Source organism: Cryobacterium sp. TMT1-3, assembly GCF_004402315.1.
In the GTDB taxonomy this organism is placed as follows: domain Bacteria; phylum Actinomycetota; class Actinomycetes; order Actinomycetales; family Microbacteriaceae; genus Cryobacterium; species Cryobacterium luteum.
On the sequence record NZ_SOFW01000020.1, the window covers coordinates 20,186 to 41,823 of the forward strand.

Annotated in this window: 20 protein-coding genes; 10 read left to right on the forward strand and 10 right to left on the reverse strand. The window is 65.4% G+C overall.

Translation table 11 applies throughout. The features are described from left to right. Nucleotides 1-31 precede the first annotated feature (31 nt). The 8 genes from trpS to E3O25_RS05815 form a co-directional block, all read right to left on the reverse strand. Nucleotides 32-1,036 carry a tryptophan--tRNA ligase gene (gene trpS, locus E3O25_RS05780; protein WP_134360697.1) on the reverse strand — a complete coding sequence of 335 codons (1,005 nt, stop codon included), beginning with the start codon at nucleotides 1,034-1,036 and terminating at the stop codon, nucleotides 32-34. Next, nucleotides 1,033-1,890, reverse strand: a complete 858-nt coding sequence (locus E3O25_RS05785; protein ID WP_092111143.1) for an exodeoxyribonuclease III — start codon at nucleotides 1,888-1,890, stop codon at nucleotides 1,033-1,035. The genes trpS and E3O25_RS05785 overlap by 4 nt, the downstream gene beginning before the upstream one ends. Nucleotides 1,891-1,903: 13 nt before the next feature. After that, the gene (locus E3O25_RS05790) at nucleotides 1,904-2,974 is read right to left on the reverse strand and encodes a YihY/virulence factor BrkB family protein (protein WP_134360698.1); all 1,071 of its coding nucleotides are present in this window, start codon (nucleotides 2,972-2,974) and stop codon (nucleotides 1,904-1,906) included. 124 nt (nucleotides 2,975-3,098) lie between these two features. Further along, complete coding sequence (locus tag E3O25_RS05795; protein WP_092111147.1) at nucleotides 3,099-3,860, reverse strand: succinate dehydrogenase iron-sulfur subunit; 762 nt, start codon at nucleotides 3,858-3,860, stop codon at nucleotides 3,099-3,101. A gap of 1 nt (nucleotide 3,861) precedes the next feature. Next, nucleotides 3,862-5,670, reverse strand: coding sequence for a succinate dehydrogenase flavoprotein subunit (gene sdhA / locus E3O25_RS05800; RefSeq protein ID WP_092111149.1), 1,809 nt, complete (start codon nucleotides 5,668-5,670; stop codon nucleotides 3,862-3,864). An 18-nt stretch (nucleotides 5,671-5,688) separates the two neighbouring features. Next, nucleotides 5,689-6,141, reverse strand: coding sequence for a succinate dehydrogenase hydrophobic membrane anchor subunit (locus E3O25_RS05805; protein WP_092111151.1), 453 nt, complete (start codon nucleotides 6,139-6,141; stop codon nucleotides 5,689-5,691). 12 nt (nucleotides 6,142-6,153) lie between these two features. Continuing rightward, nucleotides 6,154-6,567 (reverse strand): succinate dehydrogenase, cytochrome b556 subunit, encoded by a 414-nt coding sequence (gene sdhC, locus E3O25_RS05810; protein WP_092111153.1) that lies wholly within the window; start codon nucleotides 6,565-6,567, stop codon nucleotides 6,154-6,156. 110 nt (nucleotides 6,568-6,677) lie between these two features. Next, nucleotides 6,678-7,850, reverse strand: a complete 1,173-nt coding sequence (locus E3O25_RS05815) for a glycosyltransferase family 1 protein (RefSeq protein WP_134360699.1) — start codon at nucleotides 7,848-7,850, stop codon at nucleotides 6,678-6,680. Nucleotides 7,851-7,933: 83 nt separating this feature from the next. On the opposite strand from E3O25_RS05815, the gene E3O25_RS05820 reads away from it, so the two are divergent. The 10 genes from E3O25_RS05820 (at nucleotide 7,934) to E3O25_RS05865 (ending at nucleotide 19,535) form a co-directional block, all read left to right on the forward strand. Then, nucleotides 7,934-9,055 (forward strand): mannose-1-phosphate guanylyltransferase, encoded by a 1,122-nt coding sequence (locus E3O25_RS05820; RefSeq protein WP_092111157.1) that lies wholly within the window; start codon nucleotides 7,934-7,936, stop codon nucleotides 9,053-9,055. 26 nt (nucleotides 9,056-9,081) lie between these two features. Then, nucleotides 9,082-10,161: a BMP family protein gene (locus E3O25_RS05825; RefSeq protein ID WP_241983806.1), complete on the forward strand. Its 1,080-nt coding sequence runs from the start codon at nucleotides 9,082-9,084 to the stop codon at nucleotides 10,159-10,161. A gap of 142 nt (nucleotides 10,162-10,303) precedes the next feature. Then, entirely contained in the window at nucleotides 10,304-11,410 is a 1,107-nt protein-coding gene (locus E3O25_RS05830) for a BMP family protein (protein ID WP_134360700.1), read from the forward strand. 97 nt (nucleotides 11,411-11,507) lie between these two features. Beyond that, entirely contained in the window at nucleotides 11,508-13,028 is a 1,521-nt protein-coding gene (locus tag E3O25_RS05835) for an ABC transporter ATP-binding protein (RefSeq protein WP_092111163.1), read from the forward strand. Beyond that, entirely contained in the window at nucleotides 13,025-14,296 is a 1,272-nt protein-coding gene (locus E3O25_RS05840) for an ABC transporter permease (RefSeq protein WP_241983807.1), read from the forward strand. Before E3O25_RS05835 ends, E3O25_RS05840 begins: the two co-directional genes overlap by 4 nt. Further along, entirely contained in the window at nucleotides 14,293-15,591 is a 1,299-nt protein-coding gene (locus E3O25_RS05845; protein WP_092111165.1) for an ABC transporter permease, read from the forward strand. Before E3O25_RS05840 ends, E3O25_RS05845 begins: the two co-directional genes overlap by 4 nt. Continuing rightward, complete coding sequence (locus E3O25_RS05850) at nucleotides 15,588-16,013, forward strand: cytidine deaminase (protein ID WP_092111167.1); 426 nt, start codon at nucleotides 15,588-15,590, stop codon at nucleotides 16,011-16,013. Before E3O25_RS05845 ends, E3O25_RS05850 begins: the two co-directional genes overlap by 4 nt. After that, entirely contained in the window at nucleotides 16,010-17,314 is a 1,305-nt protein-coding gene (locus E3O25_RS05855; protein WP_092111169.1) for a thymidine phosphorylase, read from the forward strand. Before E3O25_RS05850 ends, E3O25_RS05855 begins: the two co-directional genes overlap by 4 nt. Before the next feature lie 283 nt (nucleotides 17,315-17,597). Further along, on the forward strand, nucleotides 17,598-18,500 hold the full coding sequence (locus E3O25_RS05860; RefSeq protein ID WP_134360701.1) for a hypothetical protein: 903 nt from the start codon (nucleotides 17,598-17,600) through the stop codon (nucleotides 18,498-18,500). A gap of 48 nt (nucleotides 18,501-18,548) precedes the next feature. Continuing rightward, on the forward strand, nucleotides 18,549-19,535 hold the full coding sequence (locus E3O25_RS05865; protein WP_134360702.1) for an aldo/keto reductase: 987 nt from the start codon (nucleotides 18,549-18,551) through the stop codon (nucleotides 19,533-19,535). A gap of 23 nt (nucleotides 19,536-19,558) precedes the next feature. Here E3O25_RS05865 and E3O25_RS05870 read toward each other — a convergent pair whose 3' ends face one another. Together E3O25_RS05870 and E3O25_RS05875 are read right to left on the reverse strand one after the other, a co-directional pair. Then, the gene (locus E3O25_RS05870) at nucleotides 19,559-20,374 is read right to left on the reverse strand and encodes an aldo/keto reductase (protein ID WP_092111176.1); all 816 of its coding nucleotides are present in this window, start codon (nucleotides 20,372-20,374) and stop codon (nucleotides 19,559-19,561) included. 29 nt (nucleotides 20,375-20,403) lie between these two features. Further along, nucleotides 20,404-21,612, reverse strand: a complete 1,209-nt coding sequence (locus E3O25_RS05875) for an MFS transporter (protein ID WP_092111178.1) — start codon at nucleotides 21,610-21,612, stop codon at nucleotides 20,404-20,406. Between the last annotated feature and the right edge of the window lie 26 nt (nucleotides 21,613-21,638).

Sequence of the window (21,638 nt, forward strand, 5' to 3'; positions counted from 1 at the left end):
ACAAGCACCGGACCAGGCACAGAAACCGGCATCAGCGCAGCGGCAGGAAGCCGACGCGGTCGTAGACGGTGGCGAGGGTCTCGTTCGCCACGTCGGAGGCTTTCGCGGCGTTCGACGCGAGCACCCGGTCGAGTTCGGCGGGGTCGCCGATCAGCTCGGCGACGCGCTCACGAATCGGGTCGAAGGTGCCGAGGACCACCTCGACCAGCCCCTTCTTCAGGTCGCCGTAGCCGCGACCGGCATACTCGTTCTCGAGCGACTCGATCGACTGAGAAGCCAGCACCGAGTAAATCGTGAGCAGGTTGGCCACACCGGGCTTGTTCTCCCGGTCGAATACCACACCGCCGTCGGCATCCGTCACGGCTCGCATGATCTTCTTCTTGGTGACCCCCGGCTCGTCCAGCAGCCAGATGACCCCGGCGTGTGACTCTGCCGATTTGCTCATCTTCGACGTGGGGTTCTGCAGGTCGTAGATCTTCGCGGTCTCCTTCACGATCGCCACCTCGGGAATCGTGAAGGTCTCGCCGAACCGCGAGTTGAAGCGCGACGCGAGGTCACGGGTGAGTTCCACGTGCTGGCGCTGGTCTTCGCCAACCGGCACCACGGACGTCTGATACAGCAGAATATCGGCGGCCATGAGGGTCGGGTAGGCGAACAGGCCCACCGTCGTGGCGTCGGCGCCGTGCCGCGCAGACTTGTCTTTGAACTGCGTCATGCGGCTCGCCTCACCGAAACCGGTGATGGTGTTGAGCACCCAGGCCAGCTGAGCGTGCGCCGGCACGTGTGACTGCACGTACAGCGTCGATGCCGACGGGTCGATTCCGGCCGCAATGTACTGCGCCGCCGTGCGGCGCGTGTTCAAGCGCAGCTTCGCCGGATCCTGGGCCACGGTGATCGCGTGCAGGTCGACGATGGAAAAGAACGCGTCGTGCGTTTGTTGCAGGGTCTTCCAGTTCAGCAGCGCGCCGATGTAGTTGCCGATCTGAAGCGATTCCGCTGAGGGCTGCATACCCGAATAGAGGCGGGTGAGGGTCATGAGTGTGCTGCTTTCGAAAGGTCATAGTCGACGACCACGGGGGAGTGGTCGCTCCAGCGCTGGTCGTACGCCGCGGCCCGGTCGACCGCATAATTCAGAACGGATGCCGCCAAAAGTGGGCTGGCCAGATGGTAGTCCAGTCGCCACCCGGTGTCGGTGTCGAAGGCCTTGCCGCGCTGGGACCACCAGGTGTACGGCCCCTCGACCTCGCCGGCCCACTTACGTCCGACATCCACCCAGCCGAGTCCGGCACCCGCGTTGTACCGCGGGTCGCCTTCCGCTCCGAGGATGCGGTCGAAATACTCCCGCTCCTCCGGCAGAAAGCCGGCGTGTTTCTTGTTGCCGCGCCAGTTCTTGATGTCGAGCGTGCGGTGTCCCACGTTCAGGTCGCCGAGCACCAGTGCGAGCGGACTGTGCGCGGTGAGCTCGGGCAGCCGGGCAACCATGGCGTCCAGAAACTTGTACTTTTCCACCTGCTTGGGGGTGTCTGTCTCGCCGGAGTGCACATAGGTGCTCACGACGGTGATGATCTGCCCGTCGACCTCGTAGTCGGCTTCCAGCCAGCGGCCGGCGCTGTCGAAATCCTCGGCGCCGAGGGCGACCCGGTGAATGGATGCCCCGGCGCGGCTGGCGAGGGCCACTCCGGCCCGACCCTTAGCGGTGGCAGCGTCGTGCAGAATGTTCCAGTCCGGCCCGAGCAGCCCCTCGAGGTCCTCGGTGGAGGCGCGCACCTCCTGGATGGCCAGGATGTCGACGTCGCGGGCAGCCAGCCAGTCGCCCATCCCCTTGCGGTACGCGGCTCGTACCCCGTTCGTGTTGATGCTGGCAATGCGAAGGGGTTTGGCGGAAGACATGGGTCAAGTCTAGTTAGGGGGCGTGGGCGTCATCCGCCGCAGCATACTCGGCCACCCGCGCCTCGGCCGCCCTGAGCCGCCGTCTGGCCGCCCACCGGGCATACCAGGGCGCCGCGTCGCGGTCGGCCCGAGCCGCCGTGAGCTCGGCCTGGGCGGTCAGCCGCAGGGCGTCCTGCATCCGCTTTTCCTGGTTCTCGGCTGCTTCGTCGGCGCTGAGCGATTGCGGCGGAATGCCCGCATCGTTCATGCCGACGGCGATCCAGGCGGCGGCGATCAGGGTCACGGTACTCACGAGGTTGAACCAGATGAGCAGCCCGATGATGACCGCGAAGGTCGCGAGCAACGGATTGCGGCTGGCGCCGCCGAGCAGCGCCCCGCCGAGAATTTTCAGCACGCCGAGGGCGACACCGCCGAGCAGCGCCCCCGCGAACAGGCGCCGCACCGGGATGCGCACCCGCGACAGCACCCGGAACAGGCCGGCGAGGGTGAGCGTATCAATGATGAGCACCACCGCGAGGCCGATGCCGCGGGCGGACGCCTCGTAGAAGAACGAGTCCTGAGGAATCTGAAAGAGACCGAACAGGGCGCCCAGCAGCGCGGTGCTGGCGAGGGAAACCAGCGCCGACACGACCAGGGCGAGCCCGAACACCAACCCGAGGCCGAGCTCGCGCAGCTTGACCCAGATGAAGAACGTGGTCTGTGGGGGCATGCCGAAAACGGTGCGCACCGCCTGGGCGGTGGTCGAAAGCCAGCCGAGCGCGGTCAGCAGCAGTCCGGCCAGGGCGATGGCACCGGTCCAGGTGAAGATCCCCGCCGTGGCGAGCAGATCGGGGTCGATGATGCCGTCGGAACCGATCAGGCCCGGAATGGATTGGTTGATGATGGCGTACAGCGCGTTCAGCAGTCCCTGATTCGCGGTGAGGAACAGGCCGGCAATGGAGAACCCCACCCAGACGGCCGCGAAGATGGCAAAGATCGCCTGGTAAGACATTCCCCCGGCGAGGATGCTGCCGCCCACGTTGTTGAAGTGCGTCACCACCCGCACGGGTCGCCACCCAAGAATGCGCTCCACAAGCTCTTTCACTGTGTGAGTGTAACTGCTGTGTGAGTTTAACTGCTGTGTCAGCTTATTTGCTGTGTCAGCCTAGGCGACCAGACAAAAACACCCCCGTCACAATGACGGGGGTGTTTGTCGTTCAGTCAGTCAGTTACGCCTTGCCACGCATGATGGCCTGCTTGACCTCGGCGATGGCCTGGGTCACCTGGATGCCGCGGGGGCAGGCATCCGTGCAGTTGAAGGTCGTGCGGCAACGCCACACGCCCTCCTGGTCGTTGAGGATGTCGAGGCGCACGGCCGCATTCTCATCGCGGGAGTCGAAGATGAAACGGTGCGCGTTGACGATCGCGGCCGGACCGAAGTACTGGCCGTCGGTCCAGAACACCGGGCAGCTCGACGTGCAGGCGGCGCAAAGGATACATTTCGTCGTGTCGTCGAAGCGGGCGCGCTGGGCAACGGTCTGCTGGCGTTCCTTGCCGTCGACCGGCTTGCTCTTGGCAACGAGAAAGGGCTGCACCGCCTTGAAGGAGTCGAAGAACGGCTCCATGTCGACGATGAGGTCCTTCTCGAGCGGCAGGCCCTTGATGGCCTCCACGTAGATGGGCTTCGTGACGTCGAGGTCCTTCATGAGCGTCTTGCAGGCCAGGCGGTTGCGGCCGTTGATGCGCATGGCATCCGAGCCGCAGATGCCGTGCGCGCAGGAACGACGGAAGGTCAGCGAACCGTCCTGCTCCCATTTGATCTTGTGCAGGGCGTCGAGCACGCGGTCGGTCGGGTACAGCTGCACATCGAAGTCCTGCCAGTGCGGCTCGTCATCGACCTCCGGGTTAAACCGACGAATGATGAGCGTGACCGTGAAGGACTGGATCTCTTCGGGTACAACGGGCTGGTTGGCAATCGTGGCGGTACTCAACTCAGTACTTCCTCTCCATCGGCTGGTAGCGGGTGATGACCACCGGTTTCCAGTCGAGCTTGATGTGGTCGGCGGCGTCCGCGCTCATCGCGTCACCCGTGAGGTATGCCATCGTGTGCTTGAGGTAGTTCTCGTCGTCACGCACGAGGTAGTCCTCACGTTGGTGTCCGCCGCGGCTTTCCTTGCGGTTGCGGGCGGAGTAGACGACGACCTCGGCCAGGTCGAGCAGGAAGCCCAGTTCAACGGCTTCGAGCAGGTCGGTGTTGAAGCGACGACCCTTGTCCTGCACGGCGATGTTCTTGTACCGCTGACGCAGCAGGTGGATGGTCTCGGTGACCGAGGCGAGGGACTCGTCGGTGCGGAACACCTGAGCCTTCTTGTCCATTTCTTCCTGCAGAATCTTGCGCAGCACCGAGATGCGTTCGGTTCCGGTCGACGAGCGGATGCCTTCGAGCAGTTCGCGCACCTCCTTGGCCGGGTCTTCCGGCAGCGGGGTGAACGAGGCCGTCTTGACGTACTCGACCGCGTTGTTGCCGGCGCGCTTGCCGAACACGTTGATGTCGAGCAGCGAGTTGGTGCCCAGGCGGTTGGAGCCGTGCACCGAGACGCAGGCGCATTCGCCGGCGGCGTACAGTCCCGGAACGACCTGCTCGTTGTTGCGCCAGACCTCGGCCTTCACGTTGGTCGGGATGCCGCCCATCGCGTAGTGCGCGGTCGGCATGACCGGCACCGGCTCGGTGACCGGGTCGACGCCGAGGTAGGTACGGGCGAATTCGGTGATGTCGGGCAGCTTGGTCTCGAGCAGTTCCTTGCCGAGGTGGGTGCAGTCCAGGTACAGGTAGTCCTTCTCGGGGCCGGCGCCGCGACCTTCTGCGACCTCCTTGAGCATGCAGCGCGACACGATGTCACGCGGGGCGAGGTCCTTGATGGTCGGCGCGTAGCGTTCCATGAAGCGCTCACCACTCGCGTTACGCAGGATGGCTCCCTCGCCGCGTGCGCCCTCGGTCAAGAGGATGCCCAGCCCGGCCAGGCCGGTCGGGTGGAACTGGAAGAATTCCATGTCCTCGAGCGGCAGCCCCTTGCGCCAGACGATGCCGACGCCGTCACCGGTGAGGGTGTGGGCGTTGGAGGTGGTCTTGAAGATCTTGCCGAAGCCACCGGTAGCGAAGATGAAGGCCTTGCCCTGGAACACGTGAAGTTCACCGCTCGACAGGTCGAGGGCGACCACGGCGGACGGCTGGTCGACGCCGTCGACGTTGGTCATGACGAGGTCGAGCACGTAGTACTCGTTGAAGAAATTGATGCCGCGCTTGACGCAGTTCTGATACAGCGTCTGCAGGATCATGTGGCCCGTGCGGTCGGCGGCGTAGCAGGCGCGACGCACCGGGCTCTTACCGTGATCGCGGGTGTGGCCGCCGAAGCGACGCTGGTCGATCTTGCCCTCGGGCGTGCGGTTGAACGGCAGGCCCATGTTCTCGAGGTCGATGACCGCGTCGATTGCTTCCTTGGCCAGGATCTCGGCGGCGTCCTGGTCGACCAGGTAGTCGCCACCCTTGATCGTGTCGAAGGTGTGCCATTCCCAGTTGTCTTCTTCGACGTTGGCGAGGGCCGCAGCCATCCCGCCCTGCGCCGCACCGGTGTGCGAACGCGTCGGGTAGAGCTTGGAGATGACCGCCGTGCTGGCGTGGGGGCCGGCTTCGATGGCGGCACGCATGCCGGCTCCACCCGCTCCCACGATCACGATGTCGAACTGGTGGTAGTGAACGCCGTCCACAAGGGTGGAGGTAGGTGCGGGTGCAGGTGTCGTCATGATGAGTGTGTGCAGCTCCTATAGGTTCGAGCAGAGAGCGGGAAGAAGGTCGGCGGGCGAACCGGCCGGGCAGGCGTCGAACGTGTAGACCACGAGGGTGCCGAGAACGATCAACGAGACAACGCTGAGCAGGATCGCAACCTTCAGGATGCCGCGGCTGATGCGCGACGTGGCGTAGTCGTTGACCAGGGTGCGCATGCCGTTGCCGCCGTGGATGAGGGCGAGCCAGAGCATGAGTACGTCCCAGGTCTGCCAGAACGGGCTCGCCAGCTTGCCGGCGACGAACGCGAAGTTCAGGGCGCTGACGCCCTCGCCGACCATGAGGTTGACGAACAGGTGGCCGAAAATAAGCACGATCAGCACGACGCCGGAGACGCGCATGTAGATCCAGCCCCATTTTTCCCAGTTGAGACCGCGTTTTTTCGCCGAGCGCGTGTACGGGCTGCGGGGAGCTTCGATTGTTGAAGTCATGTCTGTCGCCCCCTAGTGGCTGAACACGTTGATGAGGTGGCGCGGCGCGAAGCCGAGCATGGTGACGACCCACAGGCCGATGACCACGTAGAACAGCACCCGCTGGTACTTGGCATTCCAGAAGTCGATCAGGATGATGCGCAGTCCGTTGAAGGCGTGGAACACGATGGCGCCGACGAGTGCGACCTCACCGAGTCCCATGATCGGCGTCTGGTACTGCGAGATGACCGCGTTGTAGGCCTCGGGGCTGAGGCGTACGAGGGCCGTGTCGAGAATGTGAACGAGCAGAAAGAAGAAAATCGCGACGCCGGTGATGCGGTGCAACACCCACGACCACATGCCCGTGTTACCCCGATAGAGGGTGCCGGCGGGGCGACGTGATGTCGTCTTCTGCTGAGAATCTAGGGTTCCTGCCGTCTGTGGCATGAACAACCCTCCCTGGCTGAATTATGGCTCTTTAGTGAGACCGAGAATGCGCTGTAAGCACATTTCTGTATTCTACAAGTGCTCCCCCCACTCGTGCCGGTTAGGGTAACCTAACGTTGCATTGAGCGCGGGACGTGGGTGTTGGCGCGCACCGCGAGACGCTCGTCGATGGCCTGCTCGTAGTAGTCGACCAGCTCGGTGCACACCGTCGGCCAGGAGCGACCGAGCACCGCACGACGCCCCGCTTCACCCATCCGCGCCCGCAGCATCGGGTCACGCACGAGCTGACCCACCCAGTGCTTGAGGTCACGGTCGTCGTCCGGCCGAAACAGGTAGCCGTTCTCACCGTGCGCCACGAGGTCGATCGGCCCGCCCGCGTGGGGAGCCACCACGGGCAGTCCGGCGGCATGCGCCTCCTGAATGGTCTGCCCAAACGTTTCCTCGGTGCCGGCGTGCACGAACACGTCGAAACTCGCGTAGGCGACGGCGAGCTCGGCACCCGAGAGCCGGCCCAGCCAGGTGACCGGCATGCCGGCGAGCGCACGTCGTATAGAAGGAACGCTCGGCCCGTCACCGACCAGCGCCAAACGGATGCCCGGAACCCCGCGCAGCGCACGCAGCCGCTCCACCTGCTTCTCCGGAGCCATGCGGCCGACGTAGCCGACGATGACGTCGCGGGCTGCACCGCCCTGGGGCGTAGGCGCGATGCGTTCCCGAAGATTCCAGACCGCCGGGTCGTTCTTCAGGTTCGGGTGAAAGCCGGTGAGGTCGACGCCGCGGGTCCACAGGGCGAGCCGGGGCACGCCGAGGCGCAACAGGGCAGCCATCGACGACGACGACGGAACCAGGGTGCGGGTGGCTCCTTCGTGCACCCACTTCACGAATCGCCAGGCCAGAGCCGTGGCGGGGCCGAGGTGGTTTCGGTGAGCGTAGCCGGCGACATCCGTTTGAAAGATCGCGACCGAGGGGATATCGAGCCGATTGGCCGCGCTGATGCCCTGGGCGCCGAGCAAAAACGGCGACGCCGCGTGCAATACGTCGGGCCGAAAGTCGGCGAGCAGCTTCTGCACCTGCGGGCTCGGTATGCCGACCGGAAACTCACGGTAGTTGACGGCGGAGACGGTGTGCACCGGAAATCCGGCATAGTGCGACGGGGCGCCGGATGGCGCGATGACCATGGCCTCGTGTCCGTTGGCAGCGAGGTGCTCGAGCACCTTGCAGACGCTCGTGGTCACCCCGCTGATGGTGGGGAGAAAACTTTCGCTGATGACTGCGATCCGCATAATTCGAGGTTAGGCAGCGGCCATTGCCGTCGGGTGACGCGCGCATGAACAGTGGTGTTGGGGCTGCCCGATAGTCTGGGCGAATGATTACGTCCAGTGAGCCCCTCGCCCGCCTGTACAGCGTGATTCCCGCCGGCGGTATCGGCTCCCGCTTGTGGCCGCTGTCGCGAGCGGATGCCCCCAAATTTCTGCACGACCTCACCGGTTCGGGTCAGACCCTGCTGCGCGACACGTGGGACCGCCTCGTTCCGCTGTCGGGCGAGCAGCGCATCATGGTCGTCACCGGGCGCGCCCACCGCGCCGCGGTCGAGCAGCAGTTGCCCGAACTGGCCGATCCGAACGTGGTGCTTGAGAGCGAACCGCGCGATTCGACCGCCGCGATCGGCCTAGCCGCCGCCATTTTGCAGCTGCGGGAACCGGGCGTGATCATCGGATCGTTCCCGGCCGATCAGGTCATCAAGGGTGACGGGCTGTTTCGGTCGGCGGTGACCGAAGCTGTTGCCGCAGCGGATGCCGGCTACATCGTCACGATCGGAATCCAGCCGACCGAGCCGGCGATCGGCTTCGGCTATATCAAGAGCGCGGCCGCGCTCGCGATCGACGGCGCCCCAACCGCGCTCGCCGTGGATTCCTTTGTGGAGAAGCCGAGCCCCGAGGTTGCTGAACAGTACGTCGCCGAGGGCAACTACCTGTGGAACGCGGGCATCTTCATCGCGCGCGCCGATCGTTTGCTGGCCGAGATCGAAGCGGCCGAACCCGAGCTGCACGCCGGGCTGATGAAACTCGCCGAGGCCTGGGACACCCCGGCCCGCGGCGCCGTGGTCGATCAGGTCTGGCCGCGCCTGAAGAAGATCGCCATCGACTACTCGGTCGCCGAACCCGCCGCGGCGGCCGGCAAACTCGTCGTGATTCCCGGCCAGTTCGAATGGGACGACGTGGGGGACTTCGCCTCGATCGCCAAGCTGCACTCCGGGGGTCGCAAATCCAACCTCGCCATCCTCGGCGACGGTGCCCGGGTGCTCGCCGACTCGTCGAGCGGCATCGTGGTCAGTCACACCGGTCGTATGATCGCGCTCATCGGCGTCGAAGACATCGTCGTGATCGACACCCCCGACGCACTCCTGGTCACCACGAGCGCGAACGCCCAGAAGGTCAAAGCCGTCGTCGACGCCTTGAAACTCTCGGGGTCGAGCGACGTGTTGTAGGCCCGACCTGACTAGAATTCCAATTCATGCTTAAGGGAGTGTCCATGCGTCGTGTGATCGCTGTTTCTGCCCTCGCGGCATCCGCTCTACTGCTGGCCGCTTGCGCGCAACCGCCGACACCCACCGCCACAACGGATGCGACGAAGCCGGAATACTGCGCCCGGATGGTCACGAACTCGGGCGGTCTCGACGACCGCTCCTTCAACCAGTCCAGTTGGGAGGGGCTGCAGGAGGCGGCGACGAAGTACAGCATCGACACCGACGCGATCGTATCGACGTCGGAGACCGATCTGGCCCCCAACGTGAGTGAGGCCGTCGCTACCGGGTGCCAGTTCGTGCTCACCGTCGGGTTTGAACTCGCTGACGCCACCCTCGCCGAGGCGACTGCCAACCCCGATGTGCACTTCGCGATCGTCGATGAGGTCGTCGAGGCGCCGAACGTGAAACCGATCGTCTTCGACACCGCCCAGGCCTCGTTTCTGGCCGGCTACCTGGCCGCCGGCGTGAGCAAGACCGGCACGGTGGCCACCTTCGGTGGCGGCAACCAGCCGCCCGTCACGCTGTTCATGGACGGCTTCGTCGACGGTGTCGCAATGTACAACGACAAGCACGACACAGCGGTGAAGGTGCTCGGCTGGAACAAGGACGCCCAGGACGGCAGCTTCACCGGCGACTTCGAGGATGTCAACAAAGGCAAGGCCCTGGCGCAGTCGTTCATCGACCAGGGCGCCGACGTCATTCTGCCGGTAGCCGGTCAGGTCGGCCAGGGCGCTGCTGCTGCCGCGATCGAGACACCGGACGTGTCCATCATCTGGGTCGACAACGACGGCTATGTCACCCTGCCGGAGCAGTTTCGGTCTGTCGTGCTCACGAGCGTGCTCAAGAACACCTCTGCCGCGGTCGTCGAAACCATTGGGGCTGACCTCGACGGCACCTTCGACAACACGGCTTTCGTGGGCACGCTGAAGAACGGCGGCGTCGAGATCGCCGACTTCCACGACCAGGCAGCTCGGGTGACCGCGGAGCTCACTGATGAACTTGACCAGATTCGGGCCGCGATTATAGCCGGGATCATCTCCGTGGACGGTCCCAGTTCACCCCAGTAAGGGGAGAATTGTCTCGACAATGTCGCGGCTTGGTAACGACTCGGTCGCGCACGCACATTGCTCATCTGCGCGGCGTCACATTCGGTAACGTGGATCGCACCACGCCCGTGCGATCTCGCTGGGCAGCATCCTGGAGGTCATCTTGACAATTTCGACCCGTAAGACCGTACTTTCCGGTCTTGCAATGTTCGGCACCGTGGCGATGCTCGCCGCCTGTGCTCAGGCGCCCGCCACGACCGACGACACCAACTCCGCCGCCGCCAGCGACTTTCTGCCCTGCATGGTGTCTGATGCCGGCGGATTCGACGACAAGTCCTTCAACCAGCTCGGCTTCGAGGGCCTCAGTGAAGCTGCTGACACTCTCAGCGTTAAGCCGATCACGGTGGAGTCAACCTCCGAAACCGACTACCAGTCCAACGTGCAGAACCTCGTCGTCCAGGGCTGCAGCCTCATCGTGACCGTCGGGTTCAACCTCGCCGCAGCGACCGTCGAGTCCGCCCTGGCGAACCCCGAAGTCAACTTCGCCATCATCGACAACGATGCCGACCTCAACTTCGACGGCAAGGTCGACGCCCCGAACATCAAGCCCATCATCTTCGACACCGCCCCGGCCGCATTCATGGCCGGCTACGCGGCAGCCGGCTACAGCAAGACCGGCGTCGTTGGAACCTATGGCGGAATGCAGTTCCCGACCGTCACCATCTTCATGGATGGCTTCGCTGACGGCGTCGCGTATTACAACGAGCAGAACGGCACGGACGTCAAGTCGCTCGGCTGGGACGTCGCATCACAGACCGGGTCGTTCACCGGTGGCTTCGCCGCCGGCGTCGAATCGCTCGCCAACGCTCAGGGCCTCATCGACCAGAATGCCGACGTGCTGCTGCCCGTTGGTGGACCGATCTTCCTGAGCGCGATCGAAGCGATCAAGAGCTCGGGCAAGGACATTGCCATGGTGGGCGTTGACGCTGACCTGTATGAGACCGACGCGACCAACAAGAGCCTGTTCCTCACGAGCATTCTCAAGGGCATCAAGGTCAGCGTGTCCGACGTCGTCACCGGCGCTGGTGAAGACTCTTTCGACGCCACCCCGTATGTCGGCACCCTGGACAACGACGGCGTGGGCATTGCGTCGTTCCACGATTTCGAATCCAAGGTCCCCTCGACCCTGAGCGACGAACTCGACGCCATCAAGGCCGGCATCATCGACGGTTCAATCACGGTCGAATCGCCTTCTTCGCCGAAGCAGTAATACGCTGTAGTGACCTGGGGAGGCCGGATTGTCGGCCTCCCCATTTCATTTCCCCACGCTTTTCCCCCGTCGTGCTCGACCCAGGAATCCAGGATCAATGAAGCTCGAACTTCGCGGCATCACCAAGCGCTTCGGCGCACTGGTCGCCAACAACAACATCTCCCTCACCGTCGAGTCCGGTGAGATTCACGCCCTCCTGGGCGAGAACGGCGCCGGCAAATCCACGCTCATGAACGTGCTCTACGGCCTGTATATCGCTGAAGAGGGTGAAATCCTGCTCGACGACGTGGTGCAGAAGTTCGCCGGCCCCGGCGACGCCATGAATGCGGGTATCGGCATGGTGCACCAGCACTTCATGCTCGTTCCGGTGTTCACCGTCGCGGAGAACGTCGTGCTCGGCCACGAGCAGACCACCTTCGGCGGTCGCCTCGACCTCAGCGCTGCCCGCGCCAAGGTGCGGGAGATCTCCGACCGGTTCGGTTTCGACATCGACCCCGACGCCCTCATTGAAGACCTGCCGGTCGGTGTGCAGCAGCGTGTGGAGATCATCAAGGCGCTGTCGCAGGATGCGAAGGTGCTGGTGTTCGACGAACCCACCGCCGTGCTCACCCCGCAGGAGACCGACGAGCTTATGACGATCATGCGCCAGCTCGCGGCATCCGGTACCTCCATCGTGTTCATCACCCACAAACTGCGGGAGGTGCGCGCCGTGGCCGACCGCATCACCGTCATCCGCTTGGGAACCGTCGTCGGCGAAGCATCACCGACCGCGACGAACGCGGAGCTGGCCTCGCTCATGGTCGGCCGCGCGGTTGAACTGACCGTACACAAGAACGCCCCGGAGTTGCGCGGAACCGCGCTGGCGGTGAAGAACCTCTCAGTGATCGACTCCCGCAACCAGATCGTCGTGAACAACGTGAGCTTCGACGTGCAAGCCGGTGAAGTGCTCGCGATCGCGGGCGTGCAGGGCAACGGCCAGACAGAACTCACCGAGGCCCTGCTCGGCCTACAACAGCACGTGACCGGGTCGATCGAGCTCGACGGCAAACCGTTGCGAGGCTACAGCGTGCGACACATTCTCGACTCCGGTGTCGGCTTCGTGCCAGAGGACCGCACCGAAGACGGCCTCATCGCCGATTTCAGCATCGCCGAGAATCTCATGCTCGACCGCAGCTCCGGGGCACCCTTCGTGAAGGCCGGCAACCTACAGCTCGGGTTCCGGGCCAAGTTCGCCGCCGAGAAAATTCACGAGTTCGACATTCGGTCGCAGGGCAGCGAAATGGAAGCCGGCCGACTCTCCGGCGGTAACCAGCAGAAGGTTGTGCTCGCGCGCGAACTGAGCCGCGACCTGCGCCTGTTCGTGGCGGCCCAGCCGACCCGCGGGCTCGACGTCGGCTCGATCGAGTTCGTTCACACCCGCATCATCGAAACCCGGGACTCCGGCATTCCGGTCATAGTCGTTTCCACCGAGCTGGACGAGGTCGTCGCTCTGGCCGACCGCATAGCGGTGATGTATCGAGGAGAAATCGTTGGAATCGTGCCCGGCAACACCCCTCGAGCCACGCTCGGTCTCATGATGGTCGGCGAACACGCTCCCGCAACGGAGGCCGCACTGTGAGCGACAAAACGAACACCCCGCCAGTGGGCCCCGCCAGCAAAGACGGGTCGGAGCGCTGGAACCAGACGCTGCGCGACATCACCGGCGGCAGCGCGATGATCTCCATCCTCGCCGTCTTCGTCGCCCTCGTGGTCGGTGCCATTCTGATCGCGTTCACGAACGAAGGCGTGCAGGAAACGGCGGGGTATTTTTTCTCTCGGCCGACTGACCTGCTGCAGGCCGTCTGGGACGCCGTCGCGGGCGCGTATTCCGCCCTGTTTCAGGGCGCTATCTATAACTTTCGCGCCGACAATTTTCTCACCGCCATTCGTCCGTTGACCGAGACCCTCACCTTCGCTACGCCGCTGATCGCGGCCGGCCTCGGGGTGGGACTCGCCTTTCGCGTGGGCATGTTCAACATCGGTGGCCGTGGGCAGATGCTCATCGCCGCGGGGGCCGCCGGCTGGGTCGCCTTCGCGGTCGAGCTGCCGGCCGGCATCCACTTGATCGTCGCCATTCTGGCCGGCCTGCTCGGCGGCGCCATCTGGGGCGGAATCGTGGGCCTGCTCAAGGCTCGCACCGGCGCCCACGAGGTGATCGTCACAATCATGCTGAACTTCGTGGCGCTGTATCTCATTCAGTTTCTGCTGCGCACCCCGGGCGCCCTGCAGGCTCCGGGCAGCAACAACCCGAAGACGCCGGCCATGTTGCCCACCGCGGTGTTCCCCGACCTGTTCGGCCCCCGGTACAACCTGCACGCCGGTTTTCTCACGGTCATCGCGGCCACCATCTTCGTCTGGTGGTTGCTCGACCGTTCCAATCTCGGGTTTCAGTTTCGTGCCGTCGGGCAGAACCCCAATGCGGCCCGCGTCGCCGGCATCAACGTGAAGAACGTCTACATGTATGCCATGGCCATCTCGGGCGCGCTCGTGGGCCTGGCCGGCGTCAACCAGGTGCTCGGCACCCTGACCAGCGGTTTCAGCTCGGGAATCGATGCCGGCATCGGTTTCGACGCCATCACGGTCGCCCTGCTCGGTCGTTCGCGGCCGTGGGGTATCTTCGCCGCCGGCATCCTGTTCGGAGCCTTCAAAGCCGGTGGCTTCGCCATGCAGGCGGCCGAAGGGGTTCCCATCGACATCGTCGTGGTCGTTCAGGCACTCATCGTTCTGTTCATCGCGGCACCGCCGCTGGTACGGGCCATGTTCCACCTGCCGACGCCGGGCACCACCAGGAAACCCAGAATTCACAGCGTCAAGGTACGCACGTCCAACGAGGTGGTGGCGAAATGAGCACACTGACCGAGAGCGCCGCTCCCGTTCCGGCTTCGGCCCCGATCGTGAAGCCGACGGCGCAAATTCGCAGCTGGAAGATTCCGATCACCTTCGGCGGAATTGCCGTGCTGTCCCTTTTGCTGTTCGTCGTGCTCGGCCGCGGCCAGCGCGGTGACCTCAGCACTTTTCGGCTGTCCGAAGCGCGCGACCTTATCCAGCTGCCCGAGGTGGCCCTGCCGACCTTCGCCACCGGCGTGTTCGTGGCCATCGTGCTCGTGCTCATGGCCGCGGCGTCGGCCACGCTGGTCTACCGCCATCGCAAGGTTCCGATCGTGTTGACCATTCTGTTCGCCCTGCTCTTCCTAATCGGTTTTTTGGCCTGGGCGGCCTCCGGTTCAACGATCCCGGTGCCCGGTCTGCTGATCGGAACGGTCACCCTGAGCGCCCCGCTGATCTTCGGCGCCCTCGGCGGTGTGCTGTCGGAACGCGCTGGCGTCGTGAACGTAGCCATCGAAGCGCAGTTACTGGCCGGTGCCTTCAGCTCGGCGGTCGTGGCCTCCGCCACGGGCAACCCGTACCTCGGTCTGCTCGCCGCCATGGTGGCCGGCGCGCTCGTGTCGATGGTGCTGGCCGCGTTCGCGCTCAAGTACCTTGTCGACCAGGTCATCGTCGGTGTCGTGCTCAACGTGCTCGTGATCGGGCTCACCAGCTTTCTTTACTCGCAGGTGCTCGCTCCCAGCGCCACGCTCAACTCACCGGATGTCTTTTCACGGCTGAACATCCCGTTGCTCAGCGAGATCCCCATCATCGGCCCCGTGCTGTTTCGCCAGACCATCATCGTCTACGCCATGTACGTGGCCGTTGCCGTGGTGTATTTCGGCCTGTTTCGCACCAAGTGGGGCCTGCGCGTTCGGGCCGTGGGTGAGCATCCGCAGGCCGCCGACACGGTAGGCATCAACGTCAACCGCACCCGCTTCGTTGCCGTCACCCTCGGCGGCGTCATCTCGGGCTTCGGCGGGGCCTACTTCACCCTCGGCGCGGTCGGTGCTTTCAACAAGGAGATGACCAACGGTATGGGCTTCATCGCCCTCGCCGCAGTCATCTTCGGCCAGTGGCATCCGATCAAGGCCACCCTCGCGGCGCTATTGTTCGGCTTCGCAACCAACCTGCAGAACGTGCTGGGCATCATCGGCTCGCCGGTGCCGAGCGAGTTCATGCTCATGCTGCCCTACGTTGTGACGATCTTCGCCGTTGCCGGGTTCGTCGGCCGCTCGCGGGCGCCCGCCGCCGACGGAAAGCCGTACATCAAGTGAGCGCTCCAGCCATCGACTGGGCGGCGCTGCGTACGCAGGCCCTCGCCGCCATGGAGACGGCCTACGTGCCGTACTCGAAGTTTCCGGTGGGCGTCGCGGCCCTCGTCGACGACGGGCGCGTGATCAGCGGATGCAACGTGGAGAACGCCTCCTACGGCCTCACCCTCTGCGCGGAGTGCGGCCTCGTCTCGGCGCTGCACTTGAGTGGCGGCGGCCGCCTCGTCGCGTTCACCTGTGTCGACGGCAACGGCGGCGTGCTCATGCCGTGCGGACGGTGCCGACAGCTGCTCTACGAACACTCCGCACCTGGCATGCTGCTGGAAACCGTGTCGGGTGTGAAAACCATCGACGAGGTGCTGCCGGATGCGTTCGGGCCGCGCCAACTCGCCGAGTACCACGCCGCAAAGGAACCCACTTCATGACCGCCATCGAAGCCTTCGACGCCGTCGATCTCATCCACACCAAGCGCGACCGGGGCGAGCTCAGCGAGCCGCAGATCAACTGGCTGATCGACGCCTACACGCGCGGGTATGTCGGGGACGAGCAGATGGCCGCGATGACCATGGCCATCTTTCTGAACGGCATGACCCGAGCTGAGATTCGCTCGCTGACGATGGCGATGCTGGCCAGCGGCGAACGCATGAGCTTTGCCGGCCTCGGCAAGCCGACCACCGACAAGCACTCCACCGGCGGCGTCGGCGACAAGATCACCCTGCCGCTCATGCCCCTCGTCGCCGTGTTCGGCGCGGCCGTTCCGCAGCTCTCCGGCCGTGGCCTCGGCCACACCGGCGGCACCCTCGACAAGCTCGAGTCGATTTCGGGCTGGCGCGCCAACCTCACCAACGCGGAGATGCTCCAGCAGCTGCAGGAGCTCGGCGGCGTGATCTGCGCGGCCGGCAGCGGCCTAGCACCGGCCGACGGCAAGCTCTACGCCCTGCGCGACATCACCGGTACGGTCGAGGCGATCCCGCTGATCGCCTCGTCGATCATGTCGAAGAAGATCGCTGAGGGCACCAGCGCGCTCGTGCTCGACGTGAAGTTCGGCTCCGGCGCTTTTTTGAAAGACATCGAGCGGTCGCGGGAACTGGCGCGCACGATGGTGGAGCTCGGCGAGGACGCCGGGGTGGCGACATCCGCTCTGCTGACCAACATGAATGTGCCGCTCGGCTTTGCCATCGGCAACGCCAATGAGGTGCGCGAATCGGTCGAGGTGCTCGCCGGCGGCGGGCCGGCCGACGTGGTGGAGCTCACCGTAGCACTGGCCGAGGAGATGCTCTCGCTCGCCGGAATCACTGGCGTCGACGTGGGCGCGGCGCTCACCGACGGCCGGGCGATGGACAAGTGGCGGGCCGTGATACGGGCACAGGGCGGCGACCCGGATGCCGCGTTGCCGGTGGCGCGAGAAACCCACGTCGTGCTCGCCGAACGCAGCGGCGTGCTGGTCGAACAGCAGGCGCTTCCGTTCGGCATCGGCGCCTGGCGGCTCGGCGCTGGCCGGGCGCGCAAGCAGGATCCGGTGCAGCACGCCGCCGGCATCGACCTGCACGCCAAGCCCGGCGACACCGTGGTGCAGGGACAGCCACTGTTCACACTGAGCGCTGACGAGCCGGCGCGATTCGCGCGCGCACTCGAAGCTGTTGCGGGTGCCTGGCGCATCGGCGACCCGGGGGAGCCCGTGCTGGACGGTGGCCCCCTGATCGCCGAGCGCATCGGGAGTCGCTAGCAGCGTCTGCATTCGCTGAGCGGGACGCCCTGGCTACGTGAGGCTCGCGCAAGGTGAGTTCGGCCGCCAGCGGCCCGTCGCGCATTGGCGCGGGCGCGAGGTGCCACCTTTTGCCCCATCGTTTTCGCGAGGTGCCATCTTTGGCCTCATGGCGAGGTTTCATGGGGCCAAAGATGGCACCTCGCGTGGGTGGGGCAGTGATTGCTCCATGAAATAGCGCGCGACTGCTTGCACCCCTGTGGATAACCGTCGGGTGGGTCGGTGATCGTGGCACTCTCGGAGCATGCATCTCCAGACTCCACTCCCTCGCGGCTTCGACGTCGGAGCGTTCACCTATGCCGAGGCCCGGGCCGCGGGCGCGTCGGCCAAGCGCCTGCGGTCGCGCGATATCGAGCATCCGTTTTGGGGTGTCTGCGTTGCGGCCGGCAGCATTGCAGAGCTGAATGACCGGTGCCGGGCAATTAGACAACGGATGCCCGTTGGCGCCTTCTTCAGCCACGTCACGGCTGCCCGCCTGTTCGGCATGCCCCTGCCGGCCAAGCTCGAGGCCGACCCGCTCCTTCATGTGACGGTGCTCGACCCGCATCGGGCCTTGCGAGCAGTGGGGGTTGTCGGACACCGGGTGGCGATTCCTCCGGGGCTGGGTAGTGTGGCCGGGCTGCCGGTGCTGGAGCCGGTCTCGGCGTGGTGCCAACTGGCATCCGTTCTGGACCTGAATGACCTCGTCGCGGCGGGTGACCATCTGCTCAGGCCGGAACTCGGGCTCGCGACCGCACCCGAGATCTCAGCGCAGGTCGTGCAGTATGCAGGGCAGCGCGGTGCCCGCAGCCTGCGCGCGGCAGAGGCGTTGATTCGGCCCCGGGTCGAGTCCAGGCGGGAGACGTTTCTGCGCCTCTTCCTGGTGCTGAGCGGATTTCCCGAGCCCGAGACGAACGTATACATTCCCCTGCCCGCCGGCAAACGTCGGGTGCGCGGCGACCTGGTCTACTTTCGCTACAAGGTTCTCGTTGAATATGACGGTGAGCAGCACCGCACCGACGACGGGCAGTACAACCGCGATGCCGAACGGCTGCACGACCTGCGGGGCGCCGGGTGGCTGGTCGTCACCGTGCGCAAGGGGTCGTCGAAGGAATGGATCCGCGCTGCCGTTGACGGCGCGCTGCGCTCGCGGGGTTGGCGCCCGTAGCCGGAAAATGTTCCGCCACTGAAACCACACGCTGCCTAAGCTGGGACCATGCACAAGCGCACCCTCGGACGAACCGGCCGTACTGTCTCAGTGATCGGCCTGGGCACCTGGCAGTTGGGCGCCGATTGGGGCGCCGTGTCTGACGCCGACGGGGCCGCCGTGCTGGCGGCATCCGCTGACGCCGGCATCACCTTCTTCGACACAGCGGATGTCTACGGTGACGGCCGCAGCGAACGCCTGATCGGGCATTTCCTTGCGCACGACGACCCGGGCGCTGCCATCACCGTCGCCACCAAGATGGGACGACGGGCCGAGCAGTTGCCCGAGAATTTCGTGCTCGCCAACTTTCGGGAGTGGACCGACCGCTCACGCACGAATCTGGGAATGGACACCCTCGACCTCGTGCAGTTGCACTGCCCGCCGAGCGCGGTCTTCGACTCGGGTGAGGTTTACGACGCTCTGGACACCCTCGTCGACGAGGGAGCCATCAGCAACTACGGCGTAAGCGTGGAGACCTGCGACCAGGCCCTCGCCGCGATCAGCCACCCGGGTGTGGCCACGGTGCAGATCATTCTGAACGCGTTTCGGCTCAAGCCGCTCGACGAGGTACTGCCCGCCGCGCGTGCTGCCGGGGTTGGCATCATCGCGCGGGTGCCGCTGGCCAGTGGGCTGCTCACCGGCAAGTATTCTCGCGAGACCGTGTTCGCCGAGAGCGACCACCGCAACTTCAACCGCGACGGCAGCCACTTCGACGTCGGCGAGACCTTCTCCGGTGTCGACTTCGAGGTGGGACTGCAAGCGGCGACCGAATTCGCCGCCCTGGCTCCGGCCGGCCTGACCCCGGCGCAGGCCGCACTGGCCTGGGTCGCCCAGATCGACGGGGTGAGCGCGGTCATTCCCGGTGCGCGCTCGGTCGGGCAGGCGCAGGGCAACGCTGCCGCGGGCGTGGCCGAGCCCCTCTCCCTGGCCTTCAACGAGGGCGTGCAGGATATCTACGACCGGCTCCTGCGGGAGCAGATCCACCCGCGCTGGTAGCACCTGGCACGGAGTTCGGGAGCTCAGTCGAGGTCGTCGGGGTCTTTGCCGGTGCGCTGGCCGCTGTCGAGCCGGGCGATCGCGGCGAGGTCGTTCGCGTCGAGCACGATGTCGAACACATCGATATTGGCGCGAATACGTTCCGGTGTGACCGACTTGGGAATGACCACGTTGCCGAGCGACAAATGCCAGGCGATCACGATCTGCGCGGCGGACTTGCCGTGCTTGGCGCCGATCGCGTCGAGGGTCTCGTTGCCGATCGCACGGCCCCGGGCCAGCGGCGACCACGCTTCGGTCAGGATGCCGTGGGCCGCGTCGTACGCACGCACTCCGGCCTGCGGCAACCACGGGTGCAACTCCACCTGGTTGAGCACCGGCACGATGTCGGTCTCTGCAAGCAGCCGGTCGAGGTGGTGCGGATGAAAGTTGGAGACGCCGATCGAGCGGGCACGGCCATCTGAGCGCAGCTTCTCGAGGGCCCGCCAGGTCTCCACGTAGCGGTTCTGCTGCGGTGCCGGCCAGTGAATGAGGTACAGATCGACGTAGTCGAGGCCGAGCTTGGCCAGGCTCTCGTCGAAGGCCGTCAACGTTTCGTCATAGCCGTGGCGGTCATTCCACACCTTGGTCGTCACAAACACGTCCTCACGCGCCACACGGGAGCGGGCCAGTCCCTGCCCGACACCCACCTCGTTCTCGTAGAGGGCTGCGGTGTCGACGTGACGATATCCGGCGTCAAGCGCGATCTCAACGGTATCGGCGGCGAGGGCATCCGCTATTTTGTAGACGCCGAGGCCGAGCTGGGGGATGGTGTGGCCGTCGTTCAGCGTGAGGGAAGTCATCCTTCCATGCTACGAGACCGGGATCTGGCCTAGGAGACCTGAACTTGGATCGGCTCGGTGTCGGGTATGGGGCTGATGTCGCGGCCGCGCAGGTCCGGGTGCCAGCGTCGGCCGAGGGCGGGGATGATGCAGCCGAGGGCGGCGAAGCCCGCGGCGACGTAGATCGCCGAGACCGGCCCGGAGTGGTCGATCGAGAAGCCGGCTATGGCGGAGCCCATCGCGGCGCCGATCAGCTGGCCGGTGCCGACCCAGCCGTAGGCTTCGGCGGTATCGCTGAACTTCACGCTCGCCGAGACGATGCCGAACAACACCGCGAAAGCGGGTGCGATACCGACCCCGGCCAAGAGCAGCGCCAGCGACAACCACCAGAAGGTGAGCCACAGGCTGGCCAGGGCGAGTCCGATCGTGACGATCAGCATGCGGGCGGCCAGCGCCCACGGGCCGATCGGGGCATGGCCGAGCGCGAGCCCGCCGATCAGCGAGCCGATCGCGAAGATGCCGAGCACCCAGCCGGCGTCGGCGCTGCCATGGCCGAAGACAGCAACGACCCCGGCCTCGACGGCGGCGCAGGCGGCGACGAGGGTGAACCCGACGATGGTGCTAAGCAGCACCTCGGGCTTCTTGAGCACGACGCCGAGCTTGCGACGACTGCGCGGAATGCGCACCCGGCCGACCTCGGGCAGGGAGACAAACCAGATGCCCCCGCCGACCAGAAAGATCGCGGCGAGCAGGATACCCGCGGTCGTCGACACCTGCAGCGCCACAAAGGTTGCGATCACCGGGCCGAGCACCCAGATGATCTCCTGCGCCGACGCGTCGAGCGAGAACAGCGGGGTGAGCTGGCGTGAGTTGACGATCTTGGGGTAGATGGTACGCACGGCCGGCTGGATCGGCGGGGTGGACAGGCCGGCGACGAATCCGATGAGCATAAGGCTCAGCACCGACAGCGGTACCAGCGCCATGACGATGATCGACACGGCGCAGATGAACATGGTCGCGATGATCACCGGGCGCATGCCGAGCCGGCCCATCAGCCGGCTGGTGAGCGGACCGGCGATGGCCTGGCCGATGCTCATGGCGCCCAGCACCAGTCCGGCCGCGCCGTAGGAATCAAAGATCTGCTCAATGTGAATGAGGAAGGCGAGCGAGAGCATCCCGAACGGAAACCTCGCCGTCAGCTGCGCGCCGATCAGACGGGATACGCCGGGCGTACGCAGGAGCGTCCAGTAACTTTTCACAATGCTTTCAGTCTAGGGTCGGGCGG